This window comes from Sphingomonas hankookensis (assembly GCF_001619955.1).
Classification (GTDB): Bacteria; Pseudomonadota; Alphaproteobacteria; order Sphingomonadales; family Sphingomonadaceae; genus Sphingomonas; species Sphingomonas hankookensis_A.
In genome coordinates this window covers 54,713-72,732 of record NZ_LQQO01000002.1, presented here as the reverse complement: position 1 = coordinate 72,732, position 18,020 = coordinate 54,713, and the positions used below count along the sequence as shown (strand labels likewise).

16 protein-coding genes and 2 tRNA genes are annotated in these 18,020 nt (G+C 68.5%); 5 read left to right on the top strand and 13 right to left on the bottom strand.

From position 1 onward, the window contains the following. Positions 1–332 precede the first annotated feature (332 nt). Both AVT10_RS03095 and AVT10_RS03090 read right to left on the bottom strand, forming a co-directional pair. Positions 333–1,790: a globin-coupled sensor protein gene (locus tag AVT10_RS03095; RefSeq protein WP_066688251.1), complete on the bottom strand. Its 1,458-nt coding sequence runs from the start codon at positions 1,788–1,790 to the stop codon at positions 333–335. 104 nt (positions 1,791–1,894) lie between these two features. Further along, positions 1,895–2,854 carry an L-threonylcarbamoyladenylate synthase gene (locus tag AVT10_RS03090; protein WP_066688249.1) on the bottom strand — a complete coding sequence of 320 codons (960 nt, stop codon included), beginning with the start codon at positions 2,852–2,854 and terminating at the stop codon, positions 1,895–1,897. A 46-nt stretch (positions 2,855–2,900) separates the two neighbouring features. Between AVT10_RS03090 and AVT10_RS03085 the strand changes: the two genes are divergently transcribed. After that, positions 2,901–4,622: an acyl-CoA dehydrogenase gene (locus AVT10_RS03085; RefSeq protein WP_066688247.1), complete on the top strand. Its 1,722-nt coding sequence runs from the start codon at positions 2,901–2,903 to the stop codon at positions 4,620–4,622. A gap of 208 nt (positions 4,623–4,830) precedes the next feature. Here AVT10_RS03085 and AVT10_RS03080 read toward each other — a convergent pair whose 3' ends face one another. The 5 genes from AVT10_RS03080 to AVT10_RS03060 all read right to left on the bottom strand — a co-directional run bounded on the left by AVT10_RS03080 (position 4,831) and on the right by AVT10_RS03060 (position 10,837). Next, positions 4,831–5,718 carry a DUF4167 domain-containing protein gene (locus tag AVT10_RS03080; RefSeq protein ID WP_198158484.1) on the bottom strand — a complete coding sequence of 296 codons (888 nt, stop codon included), beginning with the start codon at positions 5,716–5,718 and terminating at the stop codon, positions 4,831–4,833. Between the two features lie 244 nt (positions 5,719–5,962). Continuing rightward, positions 5,963–6,781, bottom strand: a complete 819-nt coding sequence (prmC, locus tag AVT10_RS03075) for a peptide chain release factor N(5)-glutamine methyltransferase (RefSeq protein ID WP_066688241.1) — start codon at positions 6,779–6,781, stop codon at positions 5,963–5,965. Between the two features lie 225 nt (positions 6,782–7,006). Further along, entirely contained in the window at positions 7,007–8,077 is a 1,071-nt protein-coding gene (gene prfA, locus AVT10_RS03070; protein WP_066688239.1) for a peptide chain release factor 1, read from the bottom strand. Continuing rightward, the gene (hisS, locus tag AVT10_RS03065; RefSeq protein WP_066688238.1) at positions 8,074–9,420 is read right to left on the bottom strand and encodes a histidine--tRNA ligase; all 1,347 of its coding nucleotides are present in this window, start codon (positions 9,418–9,420) and stop codon (positions 8,074–8,076) included. Before hisS ends, prfA begins: the two co-directional genes overlap by 4 nt. Positions 9,421–9,496: 76 nt before the next feature. Beyond that, positions 9,497–10,837, bottom strand: coding sequence for a cation:proton antiporter (locus tag AVT10_RS03060; RefSeq protein ID WP_066688236.1), 1,341 nt, complete (start codon positions 10,835–10,837; stop codon positions 9,497–9,499). A gap of 132 nt (positions 10,838–10,969) precedes the next feature. On the opposite strand from AVT10_RS03060, the gene AVT10_RS03055 reads away from it, so the two are divergent. Continuing rightward, positions 10,970–11,043 (top strand) — tRNA-Gly (locus tag AVT10_RS03055). A 6-nt stretch (positions 11,044–11,049) separates the two neighbouring features. On the opposite strand, the gene AVT10_RS03050 is transcribed toward AVT10_RS03055, so the two are convergent. Together AVT10_RS03050 and AVT10_RS03045 are read right to left on the bottom strand one after the other, a co-directional pair. Further along, positions 11,050–11,358 (bottom strand): YnfA family protein, encoded by a 309-nt coding sequence (locus AVT10_RS03050; protein WP_066688234.1) that lies wholly within the window; start codon positions 11,356–11,358, stop codon positions 11,050–11,052. Positions 11,359–11,413: 55 nt separating this feature from the next. Then, a tRNA-Tyr gene (locus AVT10_RS03045) sits at positions 11,414–11,500 on the bottom strand. 183 nt (positions 11,501–11,683) lie between these two features. On the opposite strand from AVT10_RS03045, the gene rlmB reads away from it, so the two are divergent. Then, on the top strand, positions 11,684–12,433 hold the full coding sequence (gene rlmB / locus AVT10_RS03040; protein ID WP_066688232.1) for a 23S rRNA (guanosine(2251)-2'-O)-methyltransferase RlmB: 750 nt from the start codon (positions 11,684–11,686) through the stop codon (positions 12,431–12,433). Between the two features lie 376 nt (positions 12,434–12,809). On the opposite strand, the gene AVT10_RS03035 is transcribed toward rlmB, so the two are convergent. Beyond that, positions 12,810–13,127 (bottom strand): 2Fe-2S iron-sulfur cluster-binding protein, encoded by a 318-nt coding sequence (locus tag AVT10_RS03035; RefSeq protein WP_066688334.1) that lies wholly within the window; start codon positions 13,125–13,127, stop codon positions 12,810–12,812. 60 nt (positions 13,128–13,187) lie between these two features. On the opposite strand from AVT10_RS03035, the gene AVT10_RS03030 reads away from it, so the two are divergent. Both AVT10_RS03030 and AVT10_RS03025 read left to right on the top strand, forming a co-directional pair. Then, positions 13,188–13,832 carry a DNA-3-methyladenine glycosylase family protein gene (locus AVT10_RS03030; protein ID WP_066688231.1) on the top strand — a complete coding sequence of 215 codons (645 nt, stop codon included), beginning with the start codon at positions 13,188–13,190 and terminating at the stop codon, positions 13,830–13,832. Positions 13,833–14,285: 453 nt separating this feature from the next. Further along, positions 14,286–14,645, top strand: coding sequence for a hypothetical protein (locus tag AVT10_RS03025; protein WP_066688230.1), 360 nt, complete (start codon positions 14,286–14,288; stop codon positions 14,643–14,645). Positions 14,646–14,720: 75 nt separating this feature from the next. Here AVT10_RS03025 and AVT10_RS03020 read toward each other — a convergent pair whose 3' ends face one another. From AVT10_RS03020 to AVT10_RS03010, 3 genes are all read right to left on the bottom strand, one after another. Further along, positions 14,721–15,065, bottom strand: a complete 345-nt coding sequence (locus tag AVT10_RS03020) for a hypothetical protein (RefSeq protein ID WP_066688226.1) — start codon at positions 15,063–15,065, stop codon at positions 14,721–14,723. Continuing rightward, complete coding sequence (recN, locus tag AVT10_RS03015) at positions 15,062–16,726, bottom strand: DNA repair protein RecN (RefSeq protein WP_066688332.1); 1,665 nt, start codon at positions 16,724–16,726, stop codon at positions 15,062–15,064. Before recN ends, AVT10_RS03020 begins: the two co-directional genes overlap by 4 nt. Positions 16,727–17,030: 304 nt before the next feature. Further along, a complete protein-coding gene (locus AVT10_RS03010) occupies positions 17,031–17,996 on the bottom strand; it encodes an outer membrane protein assembly factor BamD (protein WP_066688224.1) in 966 nt (321 codons plus the stop codon). Positions 17,997–18,020: the final 24 nt, after the last annotated feature.

Sequence of the window (18,020 nt, the reverse complement as noted above, 5' to 3'; positions counted from 1 at the left end):
TGCGATCCCAAGCACGCGCATCGCCGCGGCGCAACCGGTTTGCAGGAGTGGGTACGGATACAGCACGGATTTCCGGCCGCCCCGGCCCCGGCTACCGCACCCCGGAAGGCGGGGTCAGGTTATCCCCATCCCGTCACCCCGGACTTGTTCCGGGGTCCACCGGACCGCGAACGCTGTCGCAAGAAGCGTTAATCGCACAGATCGCCGCACCGTGGACCCCGGAACAAGTCCGGGGTGAGGTTTGAGGGCGCATGTCGATCCGCCCTAATTCCAAGAGGCCCGTTTCCAAATTCAGACCCGCCTTTGCAAGCCGACGACGAACAGTCGCCCGGTCAGGCCGCCGCGATACGCTGCTGCATCCGGTGCACTTCGTTGACCGGCCCCGCCCCGCCATCGACCCGGAAGCGCGCGACCTCGGTGGCCAGCACCTCGGCCTCCTGCGCCAGCACGCGGGCGGCGGCGGTCGCTTCCTCGACCATCGCCGCGTTGCGCTGGGTCACGTTATCCATTTCCGACACGGCGGTATTGACCTGTTGCAGCCCGATCGACTGCTGCGCGGCGGAGGTGGCGATGCCCGACACCAGCTCGCTGATCTCGCCGATCCGGCCGATGATCCGTTGCAGCGCCTGTCCGGTGGCGTTGACCAGATCGACCCCGGCCTCGACCTGATCGGACGATGCGGTGATCTTGACCTTCACGTCCTTGGCGGCATCGGCCGAGCGTTGCGCCAGCGCACGCACTTCGGACGCGACCACCGCGAAGCCCTTGCCGGCATCGCCTGCCCGCGCCGCCTCCACGCCGGCGTTCAGCGCCAGCAGGTTGGTCTGGAACGCGATGCCGTCGATGACGCTGATGATCTCGCTGATCTCCGCCGACGACCGCTGGATACCGCCCATCGCATCGACCGCCTGCTGCACGATCCGGCCCGATTCCTCGGCTTCGCTGCGCGCCTCGCCGACGATGCGGTCGGCACGCGACGCGCCATCGGCGGTCTGGCGCACCGTGCTGGTGATCTGGTCCATCGCCGCGGCGGTTTCCTCCAGGCTCGCCGCCTGCTGCTCGGTCCGCTGCGACAGGTCGTCGGAGGCGTGGCGGATATTGCCCGATCCGATGCGGATCTGCTCGCCCGAGCGGGTGACCATGCCCAGCGTCTCGCACATCTGCGCCCGCATCGCTTCGAAACTGTCGGCCAGTGCCTGATATTCGTTCGGGAGCCCGTCGAGCGATACCGTCAGGTCACCCTGCGCCATCCGCTCGAACGCGGCGCCGCACCGCTCGATCACCGCGCGGCGCCCCGCCTGTTCGGCGGTGAAATAGGCGGCGAGCGCGATGTCCATGTCGATCAGCGACGCCTTGACCAGCGCGGTCACCGCTCGCGCCCGTGCCCGCGCTCCGAACGGCAGCCCCAGCCGCCCGAGCACCAGCCGGGGCAGGACATGTTCCAGCATCCGGGCATAGCCGCTGATATACCAGGTTGGAGCCAGCCCGATCCGGGCATGCACCTGCCCGATATTGGTCGCGGCGGCGGCATAGTCGCGATCGATCGGACCGGAGAACAGCTTGCGCCAATGCTCCATCTGCTTGTCGCGGGCATGGTCCATCCGCGCCTGCGACGCGAACATCCCCCGCAGCGACGCGGTGCTGGCGATATGGCGGTACAACGCAGTCAGCGCCGCGGGCGCATGGCGTTCGATCGCGCGCTTGACCCGCGGAAACGCGCCATAGCTGCGGTCGTCATAGTCGAACGCCGCCAGCCGCTGTTCGAAATCGATATGGTCCTGTCCGCTCACAAACTTGGTCCTTTTCGTACCAAGAATGGTTACGGGACAAAGCGTTAAAGATGGGTAGCCTCGGGGTAACGAAGAAGCGTTGCAAGGTGCGGAACGCCTGAGCCCTACCCCGTCGGCACCGCAGCGCGACGCAACCGGTCGTTGATTGCCGCGCCCAGCCCCGCCTCCGGCACCGGCGCCACCGCGATCCGCTGGCGATCCGCGCTGTCCGCGACATGCAGCGCGTCGAACAGCCGTGCCGCCGCCTCCACCGGATCGCCCTTCGCCGACAGCGTATCGTCGCCCGCGACCGCACCGAACCCGATCAGCCATTCGCCGTCCTGGGCGCGGGTCGCGTTCAGCCGGACCGGCTTGGACGGGGCATAATGGCTCGCCAGCTGCCCGGGCGCCTCGATCCCTTCCCCCGCGCCGCCGATGTCGACGCCAAGCAACCCGGCGACCGCCTCGTGCGGGATCGGTCCGGGGCGCAGTTGCCGCACCTGTCCGTCGACACAGGCGATGATCGTCGATTCGATGCCCTGCGTCGTCGGCCCGGCATCGATCACCAGCGGGATGCGCCCGTCCAGGCTGCGCAGGACATGCTCGGCGCGCGTCGGGCTGATCGATCCGCTGGCATTGGCCGAGGGCGCGGCCAGCGGCCGGCCGGTCGCGCGCAAAAGCGCCTGCATCGCGTCATGCGCTGGCACCCGGATCGCGACGGTCGGCAGCCCCGCCGTCACCAGCGACGCGATCCCGCTCCCTGCGCGGATCGGCAGCACCAGCGTCAGCGGCCCCGGCCAATAGGCATCGGCAAGGCGAGCGGCGGCATCGTCGAACACCGCCAGCGCCTCGGCCGCCGCGCGATCCGGCACATGGACGATCAGCGGATTGAACCCCGGCCGCCCCTTGGCCGCATAGATGCCGGCGACCGCGCGCGAATCGGTCGCGTCGGCGGCGAGGCCATAGACCGTCTCGGTCGGCACCGCGACGCAGCCGCCGCCCGCGATCACCTTTGCCGCCGCCGCGATTCCCGCCGTGCCGTAGGGTAAGGAAACGGTCGTGATCGAAGCGTTTGAAGCGGTCATGGTTCGGTGCCTATACCGCCAAAAACCAATGATCGAGAGAGGGCAAATGGACCTGACCCCCGCCACCGCCGAACAGCGTTTCGTGCTGACCCACGCCGCCGGGATCGAAACCCTGGCCGAGGCAGAGCGCTTCGCCGATGCGACCCCCGATCTGCTCGACGCGATCCTGACCGGGATCGGCGATTTCGCCGCCGGCGAATGGCGGCCGCTGACACGCAAGGGCGACACGGTCGGCGCGCGCTGGACGCCCGAGGGCGTGGTGATGCCCGATGGCTATCCTGCCGCCTATCGCGCCTATGTCGAAGGGGGCTGGGGCACGATCGGATCGCCCGCCGAATATGGCGGACAGGCGCTGCCCTTCGCCGTGGCGACCGCGGTGCTCGAAACGCTCGGCACCGCCGATATGGGCTTTGCGCTGGCGCCGACGCTGACCGTCGGCGCGATCGAGGCGCTGACCCATCATGGCAGCGCCGAGCAGCAGGCACGCTATCTGCCGAAGCTCGCGACCGGCGAATGGACCGGCACGATGAACCTGACCGAGCCGCAGGCCGGATCGGACGTCGGCGCGCTGACGACGCGGGCCGAACCGGTTGGCGACGGCAACTGGCGGATCACGGGTACCAAGATCTACATCTCGTTCGGCGATCACGACATGGCCGACAATATCGTCCATCTCGTCCTCGCCCGCACCCCGGGCGCCCCGGCAGGGACTAAGGGGATCTCGCTGTTCCTGGTCCCCAAGTTCCGGCTGGATGCCGATGGCAATCCCGGCGCACCGAACGACATTCGCGTGGTGTCGATCGAACACAAGATGGGGCTGCATGCCTCCCCCACCTGTGTCCTGTCGTTCGGCGACAATGGCGACTGCATCGGCGAACTGATCGGGGCGGAGGGTGCCGGCATGCGCGCCATGTTCACGATGATGAACAATGCCCGGTTGAATGTCGGCCTTCAGGGCGTGCAGGTCGCGGAGGCCGCTACCCAGCGCGCCGTCGCCTATGCCCGCGAACGGGTGCAGTCGGCCCGTGCCTCGACCGGCGGCGCGCCGGTGGCGATCATCGACCATCCCGATGTCCGCCGGATGCTGCTGCGCATGACCGCGCAGACCATGGCGGCGCGTGCTTTGGTCTATTACGCCGCCGGACAGGTCGACCGCGCGACCCTGGGCGTCGAAGGTGCCAAGACCCGGCTCGACCTGGTCACGCCGCTGGCCAAGGCGCACGGCACCGACATTGGCTGTGAGGTCGCGAGCCTCGGCGTGCAGGTCCATGGCGGCATGGGCTATGTCGAGGAAACCGGCGCCGCCCAATATTATCGCGATGCGCGGATCACGCCGATCTACGAAGGCACCAACGGTATCCAGGCCGCCGATCTGGTCGGGCGCAAGCTGGTTGGCGACGGCGGCGCGGGCGTCGAGGCGCTGTTCACCGAGATGGAGGCGGAGGTCGGCCATGCCGCGCTGCGCGACCTGCTGAACGACACGCGCGCGGTCGCCCGCTGGATGCTGGAGGCCGATGTCGACGACCGTCTGGCCGGCAGCTATCCGTTCCTGACGATGCTGGCGACCTGCACCTGCGGCTGGCTGCTGGAGCGACAGGGCCGCGCGCTGGACCAGGTGGCCGACCCCGACTTCGTGGCGCGCAAGCGGGCGGCGGTTGCTTTCTATCTGGACCGGATCGTGCCGGAAGCACGCGGACTGGGCATGGCGGCGATGGCCGGCACCGGCGGGCTGTATTCGCTCAGCGCCGACCAGTTCGCCGCGGGGTAAAGGCGCAGGGCGGTTCGACCGTTCGCTACCATGCGATTCCTCGTCACCCCGGGCCTGACCCGGGGTCCCGCTTCTTCTGCAACCGTTGATAAGAAGCGGGACCCCGGATCAAGTCCGGGGTGACGGGACTGTCTGTTACCCCCAACGAAAAGGGCCGGTATCGCCCGCAAGCGATACCGGCCCCTTCAGTCCGACCTGCGTCGCCCGATCAGGCGGCGGGCGGTACGGCCTCTTCCTCTTCGGCACGGACGCGGCGACGGCGGCGCGGGCGTTCGGCCGCATCGTCGTTCGCCGACAGTGCCGGCGGCAGGCGGTCCGCCTCGATCGACGGAGCCGCTTCGGCGGCCGGTTCGGCAGCGGCAGCATCGACGCGGGTGCGGGTCGTGCGGCGGCGGACCGGCTTGGCCTCGGCCACCACTTCGGGGGCTGCTTCGGCCACGTCGTTCTGCTGCGTGCCGACTTCGCCCTCTACGCCGCGCAGTTCCGCACCGTCATTGGCGGGCGCGGTGGTCCGGCCGCCGTCACGACGCAGGCGCTCGCGCTGCGGACGGTCTTCCCGTTGCGGGCGGTCTTCGCGCGGGCCGCGATCGTCGCGCGACTGGCGTTCCTCGCGTGGCTGGCGTTCTTCGCGCGGGCCACGGTCGTCGCGATACTCACGCTGGGCGCGCGGCTGACGATCGTCGCGATTGCCGCGATCTTCGCGCTGGCCGCGATCGTCGCGATTCCCACGGTCGTCGCGCTGGCCGCGATCCTGGCCGCCGGTCTCGGCGCCATTGTCGCCGTCGCCGTCGAAATCATCCTCGTCGTTGCCGTCGAACTCGTCGCGGCTGCGGCGCTGTTCCTCGACCCGCGACCGCCCGGCTTCGAGCACGCGGAAATAATGATCGGCGAACTGAAGGTAATATTCGGTGTTCACCCGGTCGCCGGCGCGTTGCGCATCGGCGGCGAGGTTCTTGTACTTTTCCAGCAATTGCGCGGCGTTACCACGCGCACGGTTGTCGATGCGGTTGCCGTTGTCCCGCGGACCACCGCCGCCGCTTCCCGGCTGACGCTGGCCACCGCGACCGCGACGGCGGCCGGCCTGACGATTGTTCATCAAGGGTTGGTTGTCCTGTCCTTACCTGTCCGTCGATCTCGCGATCCCGGGTGCGAGCCACTTCGCGAAACGATGCACGGGCACCGTCCGCCTGCCATGACCACCGGACGACAGTGGTTGATGACGATGGAAGGAGCCACGCCCCGCGATCGACGCCGTGGTCGATGGTGCCTGCCCCGCTGCCGGTCTTAGCGGCTGCTGCGGGGTTCTCCAAGCGGAAAGATGGGGTCCGCGTATGACGGGATCAACCCGTAATTACGCAGCGCGGCCGATCGCCCAGATCGCGCACCAGCCGCGCGGGCAACCCGGCGGCGCGCACCAGCGCCATGACCGCGTCGCCCTGTTCGTACCCGATCTCGATCGCGGCGATGCCATCGGGTGCCAGCAGCCGGCGCAGTTCGGGGACGATCCGGCGGTAATCGTCGAGCCCGTCGCGCCCGGCGAAGAGCGCCGCCGCCGGTTCATGGCCAACGACCTCGCGCGGCAGTGGTTCGTCGGTGCCGATATAGGGCGGGTTGGCGAGGATCAAGTCGAAGCGGCCGTCGATGCCGGCGGTCCAGTCGCCCTGTCGCCACGCCACCCGCTGCGCCATTCCCAGCGCAGCGCCATTGCGCAGCGCATAGTCGAGCGCGACTTCCGAGGCGTCGACACCCAGTCCGGTCGCTTGGGGCCATTCGTCGAGTGCGGCGAGCAACAAGGTGCCGGGGCCCGTGCCCAAGTCGAGGATGCGCTGCGGGGCGCGGCCGGCGAAATGGTCGACCGCCGCCTCGATCAGCGTCTCGCTGTCGGCGCGGGGGACCAGCACGCCGGGGCCGACCAGCAGGTCGATCGTCCAGAAGGCGCGGCTGCCGGTGATATAGGCGACCGGTTCTTGGGTCAGGCGGCGTTCGACCAGCGCTGCGAAGGTGGCCGGAACCGGATCGTCGAGGCGGGCGAGCAGCATCGCCTCGCGCGTACAGCCTAGCGCATGGGCGGCGAGGAGTTCGGCATCGAGGCGGGGGGAGTCGGAGACGTCGGCGATGCGGGCCGTTGCCTGCGTCAGTGCGTGACGAAGCGTGGTCATGGGCGGACGCTAAAGAAAAGGTCGTTTTCACGCGAAGGCGCGGAGACGCGGAGGATCAGCGTTCGCCGATACCGATCGCGCAGCGATCCCGCGCTTCGCATACTGTCCGCAAGAGATGAAGTGCCTGACGGCACAGGACCTTGCCCGCAACGCAACTTCTCCGCGTCTCCGCGCCTTCGCGTGAAAACGACCTTCCTTTCTTCTTGTTTTACGCTCGTGCGCGCATCAGCCATCCAGCGTCGCCAGCCGCTCCGCTTCGTCCTGCGCGATCAGCGCGCCGATCAGTTCATCCATCTCGCCCTCAAGGATTTCGGGAAGGCGGTGGAGGGTGAGGTTGATGCGGTGGTCGGTCACCCGCCCCTGCGGGAAATTATAGGTGCGGATGCGCTCCGAGCGGTCGCCGGAGCCGACCATCGACCGGCGGGTGCCGGCACGCTCGTCGGCCAGCCGCTGGCGCTCGGCCTCGTACAGGCGGGTGCGCAGGACCTTCAGCGCCTTCGCCTTGTTCTTGTGCTGCGACTTCTCGTCCTGCTGGATGACGACCAGCCCGGTCGGCAAGTGGGTGATGCGTACCGCCGAATCGGTGGTGTTGACCGACTGGCCGCCCGGTCCCGACGAGCGGTACACGTCGATCCGCAGGTCCTTGTCGTCGATCTGCACGTCGACATCCTCGGCCTCGGGCAGGACGGCGACGGTGGCGGCGCTGGTGTGGATGCGACCGCCGCTTTCGGTCGCCGGCACGCGCTGTACGCGGTGGACGCCGCTTTCGAACTTCATCCGCGCGAACACGCCCGCGCCGGTGACGCTGGCGACGACTTCCTTATAACCGCCCGCATCCGACACCGAGGCGGAGATCAGCTCGACCCGCCAGCCGCGATTGTCGGCATAGCGCTGATACATGCGGAACAGGTCGCCCGCGAACAGGGCGGCTTCGTCGCCACCGGTGCCGGCGCGGATTTCCAGCATCGCGGCGCGTTCGTCGGCCGCATCGCGCGGCAACAGAGCAAGTGCCAGCGCGCGTTCCGCCGCCTCCAGCTGGGCGCGGTTGGCGTGGAGTTCCTCCACCGCCATCGCACGCAGGTCGTCATCGGCGTCCTGCGTCATGAAGGTCAGGCTCTCGCTCTCGGCGCGCAGCCGCCGGACCTCGCCCGCCGCCGCCGCGACGGGTTCGAGCTCGGCATATTCCTTCGACACCGCGACGAAGCGGTCGCCCGGCAGGTCGCCGGTCGCCATCTGCGCCGCCAGTTCGTCGCGCCGCGCCTCGATCTGGGCGATGCGTTCGGGGGCGATGGTCATTCGTCGTCCGATACCTGCCAGAGGCCCTGACGCCACTCGCCGATCATTTCCTCCAGCACCGAATCACCCTCGACGTCACTATCGGCGATCCCGTCCGAATAGAGCGTAGCGGCGTGGAGGAACGCGTCGCGGTCTTCGCTGGCGAGGTCGACCTGCTTGCCGCTGGCGAGCAGCTTCGCCGTCACCGCCCCGTCGGCACCGACCAGCGCGACCATCGACGCGCCCTGCGCATCGGCCTTCGCCATGCGCCGCTTGAGGTTGCCGCGATAGGCCATGTCCGCGACGGCACCGGCGGCGCGCAGATCCTGCAACAACGTCATCGCGGCGGCATCCGCCCCGCCCTCGCGCGGGATGACGCAGACGGCGGCGCGCGGCGCTTCGGGCTCCTCCAGCAGCATCGCCAGCCGCTCGATCCCCGCCGCCCAGCCGACGCCCGGCGTCGCCGGCCCGCCAAGGCTTTCGATCAGACCGTCATAGCGTCCACCGGCGAGCACCGTGCCCTGCGCGCCCAGTCGGTCGGTGACGAATTCGAACGCGGTGTGGCGGTAATAGTCGAGGCCGCGCACCAGCCGGTCATTGCGGGTCCATGCGACCCCCGCCGCGTCCAGCCCGGACGTGACCGCCGCAAAGAAATCGGCGGCTTCGGCGGTCAGGAACGAATCGATCCCAGGCGCCGAATCGGCGATCGGCCGGTCGCGCGGGTCCTTCGAATCGAGGATGCGCATCGGATTCTTGTCGAGCCGCTTGAGACTGTCTTCGGACAGCTCGCCGCGATGGCTGTCGAAATGCTCGACCAAGGCGGCGCGCCATGCGTCGCGCGTCGCGGCATCGCCCAGCGTGTTGAGCTGCAGCGTCACGCCATCGGCGATGCCCAGTTCCTTGAGCAGTTGGTCGGCCATCGCCAGCAGTTCGACATCGGCCATCGGCTCGGCCGCGCCGATCACCTCGGCGTCGATCTGGTGGAACTGGCGATAGCGGCCCTTTTGCGGGCGTTCGTAGCGGAAGACCGGGCCGTGCGTCGCGAGCTTCAAGGGCGCATATTGCTGCCAGCCCTCGGTCAGATATGCGCGGGCGATACCGGCGGTGAATTCGGGGCGCAGCGTCAGCGAATCGCCGCCGCGATCCTCGAACGAATACATTTCCTTCGACACGACGTCGGTCGTCTCGCCCAGCGATCGGGCGAAGACGGCGGTCGATTCGAACACCGGCACTTCGACGCGGCTGAAGCAGTAGAGACGGCGCACGCGCTCGAACGTCTCGGCGACATGGGTGAAGCGCCGTTCGAAGTCGCCGAAAATATCCTGGGTGCCGCGGACCGGGCGCGGGGTCGTGATCTTTGCCATTGTGCGCGCGATTTATGGCGTCCTGAAGGGGAACGCCAGCGCAGAACGCATGGCCGCACCAAAGTGTAGGCCAAGCTCAGGCCGGAACGCCGCCCAGTTCGCCGCTGGCCCGCGCCCGCTTGCCATAGACCGCCTCGAACAACGGGGTCGCCATGACGGTCGTGACGATCGCCATGAGCACCAGCATCGCGAACAGCGTCGGGCCGATGATCCCCTTTTGCAGGCCGATATTGATGATGATGAGCTCCATCAGCCCGCGCGAGTTCATCAGCGCGCCGATGCCGAGCGCGGTGCGGTTGTCCTCGCCGGCGATCCGTGCGGCGGCCCAGCAGGCACCGAACTTGGCGAGGATCGACACCGTCAATATGCCCAGCGCGATCAGCAGGAGGGGCAGCGAGCTCACCGTATCCATCCGCGTGTTCAGCCCCGAATAGGTGAAGAACATCGGCAGCAGCAGGACGACCGCCAGCGGCTCGACCTTTCGCTTCAGCTCCTCGACGAACAGCCCGCGGGGCATGAACACGCCGAGGATGAAGCCGCCGAAGATCGCATGGATGCCGATCGCGTCCATGAAGAAGGCGGACAGGCAGAACAGCATCAGCGTGATCGACAGCACGGTCATGCTCATCTCGCCCTTCGCCTCGACCGCGCGGCCAAGCGGGGCGAGCAACTGCTTGCCGAACAGGATCAGGAAGGCGGCGTAGAGCACCGCGCCACCGATCGCGACGATGGCGACGCCCGCGCCTGCACCGAAGGTCGCGAGCACGATCGCCAGCACGCACCACGACACCGCATCGTCGAACGCGCCGGCAGTCAGCGACAGCGTGCCGAGTGCCGTGTCGGCAAGGCCGCGTTCGTGAATGATCCGCGCGAGCATCGGAAAGGCGGTCAGCGCGATGCAGGCGCCCATGAACAGGGTCGCGCTGCCGGTCGAGATGCCTTCGGCGAACAGGCCCGGCACGGTGAGCAGCATCGGCGTGACCAGCACCGCCAGCAGGAACGGCATGGCGATGCCCGCCGCCGACACCATCGCCGCGCTCTTCGCCTTGGTCTGGAAATGGTCGAGCCGCAGCGTCAGGCCGACGAGGAACATGTAGAGGCCGACTCCCAGCTGCGCGCCCGCATAGAGCAGCCCACGCGTTTCCTTGGGGAAGATCGCCGCCTGGAGATCGGGGAAGAACAGGCCGAGCAGCGAGGGACCGAGGACCACGCCCGCGATCATCTCCCCCACCACCTGCGGCTGGTTCAGGAAGCGCTTGCCCGCCCAGCCGACCACGCGGCAGGCGAGCAGGATCACCGCCAATTGCAGGAAGAAGTGGATCGAGTAATCGGACGGCGCATAGCTCTTGGCCGCCTGTACCGCTGGCCCATGCGGGTTCAGCACATCGCCGAGCGCGGCCACCATTTCGTTCACCATCGCGCCCTCCCCCGGCACCTTATGGCCGGAGCAATAGGGTCATCCGCTGCAAAAGCAAGGCGTTGCAAGGGGGCGGTTGACCTGCCCCGCATTGCTGTGGCAGGGGCATCGCCCTGACACGCAAGCGCGTGGGCGGGTATAGCACAATGGTAGTGCAGCAGCCTTCCAAGCTGAATACACGGGTTCGATTCCCGTTACCCGCTCCAACCCCCTTATCGCGGTCCGAACAGGATCACGGCGCAGCCGGCGATGCACAAGGTGGCGCCGATCAGGTCGAACCGGTCGGGCACCAGCCCTTCGACCGCCCAGCCCCACAGCACCGCGCCCAGCACATAGACGCCGCCATAGGCCGCATAGGCGCGCCCCGCTCCGCCCGTGTCGCTCTGCGCCAACAGCCAGGCGAAGGCGATCAGTGCGGCGATGCCGGGGATCAGCCACCAGGGCGAGCGGTCGAGCCGCCACCATGCCCAGAAGGCGAAGCAGCCCGCGATCTCGCACAGGGCGGCAAGGACGAAGATCATGGGGGTCGGGATGACTGCCTCCCGCTGGGGCACCGCCGCGCCAGTGCGCGGGCGGTGGTGGACAGGGCTGGATTCGAACCAGCGTACGGGAAACCCGGGCAGATTTACAGTCTGCTGCCTTTAACCACTCGGCCACCTGTCCAGCCGCCACTCAAACGGGCCATGCCGCTCGAGCGAGGGCGCCCATTGCCGCTCCCGCGCGGCGCTGTCAACGCCTGCCTGCAACTTTGTTGCCGATTTGCGCCCATGCGCCCGTCGCGGCTATGACGCGGCGATCAGCTGTGCCGACCCCGGCCGCACTCCCTTGAACACACGAAAGACCGTCATGGCCCGCAAAGGACACCGCCCCAGCAAGGCATCGCCGCAACGCCCCCGCTTCTGGGGCCGGCACGCCGCCTTCGCCGCGCTCGACAATCCCGAGCGGGTGATCCGCAAGATCTGGTGCACGCGCGAAATGGGGTCGCAGCTGGTCCTGCCCGAAGGCGTGCCGGTGGTATTCGCCGAGGCCGCCGACCTCGCCCGCCTCGTCCCCTCCGACGCGCCGCACCAGGGGATCGTGGTCGAGGCCGATCCGTTGGAGGATATCTGGCTGGCCGACCTGATCGAACAGGGGCGCGACGACGACCGGCCGATCCTGCTGCTCGACCAGGTGACCGACCCGCATAATGTCGGCGCGATCCTGCGGTCGGCGGCGGCGTTCGACTGTCTGGGCGTGGTGACGCAGGACCGGCATGCGCCGCCCGAATCGGGTACGGTCGCGCGCTCGGCTTCCGGCGCGCTGGAGAGCGTGCCGTGGGTCCGGGTGGTCAATCTGTCGCGGGCGTTGGTCGAGCTGGGCGATGCCGGGTACTGGCGCGTCGGGCTGACCGGCCATACCGAGACGACGCTGGCACAGGCGCTGGGGCCGAAGCGGGTCGCTTTGGTGGTGGGGGCCGAGGGCGAGGGCATGCGGCAGAATACCGCGGCGCATTGCGACATCCTTGCCAAGCTGCCGATTTCGGACCGGATCGAGAGCTTGAACGTGTCGAATGCGGCGGCGATCGCGCTGTATGCGGTGGCGACGCACGAGGGATGAAGACGGAGCAGCAATAGCTGGTTCGCATCATCCCCGTGCCGGCCGGCGGGCTTTAGCCCGACCGACGGCATGGGCTTTGCCCATGGCGGGGTTTGGGGGTGCGAGGTTCTCTGTTCTCAGTTCTCGACTGACGCTTCTCGACAGGCTCGAAGCTGCTCGAACTGAACGGGGTGGGTGTGGGCGGGTCCCCTGCCCTACCAAGCCTTCCCCTCCCTCCCCGTTCGGTTCGAGTAGGGATCGAGCTTGTCGAGAGCCCGTATCGAGAACGCCTCTCCGCATACGGGGCGCGGCATGGGCAAAGCCCATGCCGTCGGTCGGGGCGTTGCCCCGCCGGCCGTGCCGGCATTGATGCGAACCAGCTATCGCTGCTTCGTCTTCAATCCTCGGCCCCAATGGTGACCCTCATCCCTTCCAGCGCCTCACTCACTGGCAACTGGCACGACAGCCGCGAGGTCGCATCCCGATCCTCGACCGCATCGAGCAGGTCGTCCTCGTCTTCGCTCACCGGCGGCAGGCGGTCGAGATAGGCGGCGTCGACATGGACGTGGCAGGTCGCGCACGAACAGCAGCCGCCGCACAAAGCGAGGATGTCGTCGAAGCCGTTGATCTTGAGCACTTCCATGACGGACAGCCCGACCTCCGCGTCCACGGTTCGTTCTTTCCCGGCACGGTCGACGACGGTAATCGTTGGCATCGAATCTTCTCCTGTCCGCCGCCCCATGCCGGGGCGACCGGCGCTTTTCAAGGACCGGCCATGGGACTTTCCGCCGAACAGCTGCGCACCTCGCTGGATGCGCTGGCCGAGCGCGAGCCGGCGTTCGCGGCGGCGCTGGCCTATGCCGGCTATCCCGAACCGCGCATCCGCGAGCGGGGCTATGTGACGCTGCTGAGGACCATCGTCGGGCAGCAGGTCAGCTACAAGGCGGCGGATGCGGTGTGGAAGAAGCTGGAGGCGTTGCTGGGCGATGCCAGCGATCCCGCGCGAATCGCGACCAAGACCGACGAGGAACTGCGCGCCGCCGGGCTGTCGCGGCAGAAGAGCGGCTATGCCCGCAGTCTTGCCGACGAGGTGCTGAGCGGGCGACTCGACCTTGCCAACCTGCCCGACGATGACGAGGAAGCGATCGCGCAGCTGGTGCGGGTGAAGGGGATCGGGCGGTGGTCGGCCGAAATCTACCTGCTCTTCGCCGAGGGGCGGCTGGACGTCTGGCCGGCGGGCGACCTGGCGGTGCAGGTCGAGATCGGGCGCATCCTGGGCCTGCCCGAGCGGCCGAGCGAGAAGCAGATCCGCGAGCTGGCGGAGGGGTGGCGCCCGCACCGCAGCGCGGCGACGGTGTTCGCGTGGCACCATTATATGTTCGATCCGGAGACGAAGGCGGCGAAGAACAGCGCGATCTGACGCGCCGGGTGAGGCGCGTCCGGCCGGCGGCGCGAGAAGCGCCGTCCGACGAGCGTCGAGGTGCGGACTGCCCCGCAGTCCGCAGATCGTGCCGGGGGCACGATCGACCTCGACGCTGGCTTTGCCGGTGTCGCACCATTGAAAACAAACGGTTTTCCCAAATAAGTTCACTAAGTTCACACTAACCACGGTTTCGCGCAAAATTTGCAATTGCCGCGCAATAGCGGTCCACTTGTCAAAGAGCGGAGCGATATTGACAGGCCGACTCCCTGTAGGAAAGCGGGGGATTGGCGGGTGCGGACCGGCTGCGCCGATGACCTTCTGGATAGAAATTGGCCTCCGAAGACCGGGCCTCGTGCGGTTCGCGTCTCATGCTATCATGAGGAGATCCTGACCTGCGCCGGGACACCGTCCGGTTCGCTTGCGGTAGACCCGTTTCCATGGAGGAACGCCATGCGCCGAATGCTGCTTTCCGCGATACTGATCACCGCACCGCTGGCCGCTGCCGAACCGGTCAACCCACTGGAAGGCAGGTGGCAGGTTGACCTGAGCAACGATCCCACCAAACCCTATGTAAAGACGATGGAGCTGCACCTGGCGGCGGACGGGTCGGTCACCGGCCGTTTCTATGACAGCGACATCGAGGGCGGCCGGTGGAAGACCGATCGCGGGCGGACCTGCGTCAGTTTCCGGACCAGCGACGGCGTCGGGCCGTATCACAGCAGCGGCTGCCTGCGTGGCGGGATGGTCGAGGGGCAGACATGGGCCGAGCATCGCCGGTTCCTGTTCAACTGGAACGCGCGGCGGGAGTAGGTTCGCGGTTTCTCGCGTTACTGTCGCACCGGACTTGATCCGGGGTCCAGGTAGAAGAAGAAGCGGGACCCCGGATCAAGTCCGGGGTGACGTTGGGAGGGATGGCTGCCGCACCGCCCACCAGGCGGCATAGGGGGTGTTCTCGACCTTGTGCCGGTTATAGTCCGGCGCGCCGTCGGCCCACCAGACCGGGCCGCGTTCGCCAAGCGCGATCTTCGCCGCATCGACCGCCTTGCGGGCCGTCGCCACCGCTGCGTCGTCGCCGGCGCGCTTGGCCACGCCCACCGCGCGGCGGGCGTCCATCAGGGCGTGGACGAGGCGTTCGCGCTCGGTGTTGGACAGGTCGGGACGGGTGGCGCGCCACAGCACGCCGTCGACCACGATATAGCGGCCATCGGGCGTGCGTGGCGGCTGCGTCATGCCGGCTCGATCAGCCGCCGGGCCTGGGCGCGCGCCTCGTCGGTGATTTCGGCGCCCGAGAGCATCCGCGCGATTTCCTCGCGGCGTTCGTCGCTCGACAGCGGCCGGACGCCGGTGCGGGTGACGATGCCGTCGTGGCGCTTGGCGATCAGCAGGTGGCGGTCGCCGCGTGCCGCGACCTGCGGGCTGTGGGTGACGACCAGCAATTGCGTGGCGCGCGACAGGCGGTGGAGGCGGTCGCCGATCGCCGAGGCGACCGCGCCGCCGACGCCGCGATCGATCTCGTCGAAGATCATCGTCGCCGCCCCGCCCTCTTCGGCGAGCGCGACCTTCAGCGCCAAGATGAAGCGCGACAGTTCGCCGCCCGACGCGATCTTGGCGAGCGGCGCGAAGGGTGCGCCGGGGTTGGTCGAAATCTCGAACTCCACCCGGTCGCGGCCAGAGGACGACCATTGTCCGTCGTCCAGTTCGGCGACGACGGTGCGGAAGCGGGCGGCGTCGAGTTTCAGGGGGGCGAGTTCGCCGGCCACCGCCGCATCGAGGCGCGCCGCCGCGTCGAGGCGGGCGGCGTGGATGCGGTCGGCTTCCTTCTGATAGGCGGCGCGCGCCTTGGTGACCGCGGCCTCCAGCTTGCCGAGACCGGCTTCGCCCGATTCGAGCAGGGCGAGGCGGCCGACGAGCTCCTCGGCGAGGGTCGCGAGGTCGTCGGGCTGGACGCGGTGCTTACGCGCCATCGCCCGCAGCGCGAACAGGCGGGATTCGTCGTCCTCCAGCGCGCCGGCGTCGAAGGCGAGCGCATCGCTCGCTTCGCGCAGCGCGACCTCGGCCGCCTCCGCCTCGACCAGCGCGCGGTCGACGGCGGCGAGCGATTCGGTGAGCGCGGGATGCGCCTCGGCAATGCGTTCGAGGGCGCGGGCGGCCTGGCGCAGCGCGGACAGCGCGCCGTTGGGGCCGTCGAGCCGTTCCTCGACCTGGGTCAGGTCGCCCGCGACCTTTTCGGCGCGCTGCATCGAGCGGCGGCGTTCGGCGAGGGTTTCCTCCTCGCCCGGTTCGGGGCGGAGCGCGGTCAGTTCGGCGACGGCATGTTCGAGCCATTCGCGGTCGCGCTGTGCCACCTCGATCTCGGCCAGCGCCGCGCCCAGCGCCGCTTCGGCATCGCGCCAGTCGCGATAGGCGCGCGTGAGGGTTGCGGTGTCGATCCGGCCGAAGCCGTCGAGCAGCGCGCGGTGGCCGCGCGGGTTGAGCAGGCCGCGATCGTCGTGCTGGCCGTGGATTTCGACGAGATGCGGGGCGAGGTCGCGCAGGAGGCCGGCCGAGGCGGGCTGGTCGTTGACGAAGCCGCGGCTGCCGCCATCGGCCTTTACGATGCGGCGGATGATGAGCGGTTCGCCGGGTTCGAGGTCGAGGCCGTTATCGTCGAACAGCCGGGCGACCGGGCCATCGGGAACGGGCGCAGCGAAGATCGCGGTGACCGCCGCCTGTTTCGCGCCATGGCGGACGAGCGCGGTGTCGCCCCGGGCGCCCAGTGCCAGGCCGAGCGCGTCGAGCAGGATCGATTTTCCCGCGCCGGTCTCCCCGGTCAACACGCCCAGGCCAGCGGCGAAATCGAGGTCGAGCGCCTCGATCAGCACCACGTCACGGATGGAAAGCGCCGTCAGCATCGCGCCCTCCATAGCCGCGGAACAGCGCAAGAACAAATGGCTATGTGCGGCATGCGGGGCGAACGGTTGGGGGCGGGGTTCGATCCGTGGTCCTTCTTCGTCTCTCCGGACTTGATCCGGGGTCCTGCTTTTTGCTGGTCGGCGAAGAAGAAGAAGCGGGACCCCGGGTCAAGCCCGGGGTGACGATCGTGGTAGCTGTTCGTCATTCCCGCGAAGGCGGGAATCCATTGCCGCTGGCGTTTCGGCCGGAGTCGCGACGATAGCGTTTATGGACTCCCGCCTGCGCGGGAGTGACGGAGTCGAGTCAGTTCCCCGACGGGGTGCCCGCACCCGTATTCGTGCCGCCGGTCGTCGGGCCGGTCGGCGACGGGGTTACTGCCGGCGGAGTCTGCGGGGCGGGCGTGGGGTCGTCGCCCGGTTCGACCGTCACCGTGCCGGTCGGCGGCGGGGGCGGCGGGGCGTATTTGACCGGGATCGGCTTGGGCGGCGGGGGCGTCTTGTCGTTGATCAGGTCATAGGCGCGCTGATACCAGTCGGTGCCCGGATAGTTGGCGCCGAGCACGGCGGCCGACTTCTTCGCCTCTGCCGGCACGCCCAGCGCCAGATAGGTTTCGGTCAGGCGCATCAGCGCCTCGGGTGCGTGGGTGGTCGTCTGATACTGATCGACGACCGAGCGGAAGCGCATCGACGCCGCCAGCCATTGCCCGCGCTGCTGATAGAAGCGGCCGATCTCCATTTCCTTGCCGGCCAAGTGATCGCGCACCAGATCGAGCTTCAGCCGGGCATCGGCGGCATAGGGCGTATTGGGATAGCGGCGCGAGAGTTCGCCCAGCGCGTCCATCGCCTGCATCGTGATCTTCTGGTCGCGGGTCACGTCGCTGATCTGCTCGTAATAGCTCAGCGCAATCAGATAATAGGCATAAGGCGCGTCGCGGTTGCCGGGATGGACCGACAGGAAACGCTGCGCACCGGCGATCGCCTTCGTATAGTCGGCGTCCAGATAATAGCTGAACGCGCCCATCAGCTGCGCCCGGCGGGCCCAGACCGAATAGGGGTGCTGGCGCTCGACCTCGTCGAACAATGCCGCCGCGACCTTGTACTGATGGCGGTCGAGCCGGTCCTTCGCGGCGGTGTAGAGCGTGCCCACGTCGCGCGCGACATAGGGCAGGTCGCGGCCCGCGCCGCCGCCGCCACGGGCGCAGGCGGACAGGCCGAGACCGGCGATGGCGACGAGGATGAGCGCAGACGCGCGGGTCGATACGGTACGCATATTGGCGATGCTTCTACTGCCACA

What these genes read in the sequence shown, in the direction of transcription:
- AVT10_RS03090 (WP_066688249.1), bottom strand. Translation starts at nt 2,854, where the DNA reads ATGACCGCTTCAAACGCTTCGATCACGACCGTTTCCTTACCCTACGGC.
- AVT10_RS03085 (WP_066688247.1), top strand. Translation starts at nt 2,901, where the DNA reads ATGGACCTGACCCCCGCCACCGCCGAACAGCGTTTCGTGCTGACCCAC.
- AVT10_RS03080 (WP_198158484.1), bottom strand. Translation starts at nt 5,718, where the DNA reads ATGAACAATCGTCAGGCCGGCCGCCGTCGCGGTCGCGGTGGCCAGCGT.
- prmC (WP_066688241.1), bottom strand. Translation starts at nt 6,781, where the DNA reads ATGACCACGCTTCGTCACGCACTGACGCAGGCAACGGCCCGCATCGCC.
- prfA (WP_066688239.1), bottom strand. Translation starts at nt 8,077, where the DNA reads ATGACCATCGCCCCCGAACGCATCGCCCAGATCGAGGCGCGGCGCGAC.
- hisS (WP_066688238.1), bottom strand. Translation starts at nt 9,420, where the DNA reads ATGGCAAAGATCACGACCCCGCGCCCGGTCCGCGGCACCCAGGATATT.
- AVT10_RS03060 (WP_066688236.1), bottom strand. Translation starts at nt 10,837, where the DNA reads ATGGTGAACGAAATGGTGGCCGCGCTCGGCGATGTGCTGAACCCGCAT.
- AVT10_RS03050 (WP_066688234.1), bottom strand. Translation starts at nt 11,358, where the DNA reads ATGATCTTCGTCCTTGCCGCCCTGTGCGAGATCGCGGGCTGCTTCGCC.
- rlmB (WP_066688232.1), top strand. Translation starts at nt 11,684, where the DNA reads ATGGCCCGCAAAGGACACCGCCCCAGCAAGGCATCGCCGCAACGCCCC.
- AVT10_RS03035 (WP_066688334.1), bottom strand. Translation starts at nt 13,127, where the DNA reads ATGCCAACGATTACCGTCGTCGACCGTGCCGGGAAAGAACGAACCGTG.
- AVT10_RS03030 (WP_066688231.1), top strand. Translation starts at nt 13,188, where the DNA reads ATGGGACTTTCCGCCGAACAGCTGCGCACCTCGCTGGATGCGCTGGCC.
- AVT10_RS03025 (WP_066688230.1), top strand. Translation starts at nt 14,286, where the DNA reads ATGCGCCGAATGCTGCTTTCCGCGATACTGATCACCGCACCGCTGGCC.
- AVT10_RS03020 (WP_066688226.1), bottom strand. Translation starts at nt 15,065, where the DNA reads ATGACGCAGCCGCCACGCACGCCCGATGGCCGCTATATCGTGGTCGAC.
- recN (WP_066688332.1), bottom strand. Translation starts at nt 16,726, where the DNA reads ATGCTGACGGCGCTTTCCATCCGTGACGTGGTGCTGATCGAGGCGCTC.
- AVT10_RS03010 (WP_066688224.1), bottom strand. Translation starts at nt 17,996, where the DNA reads ATGCGTACCGTATCGACCCGCGCGTCTGCGCTCATCCTCGTCGCCATC.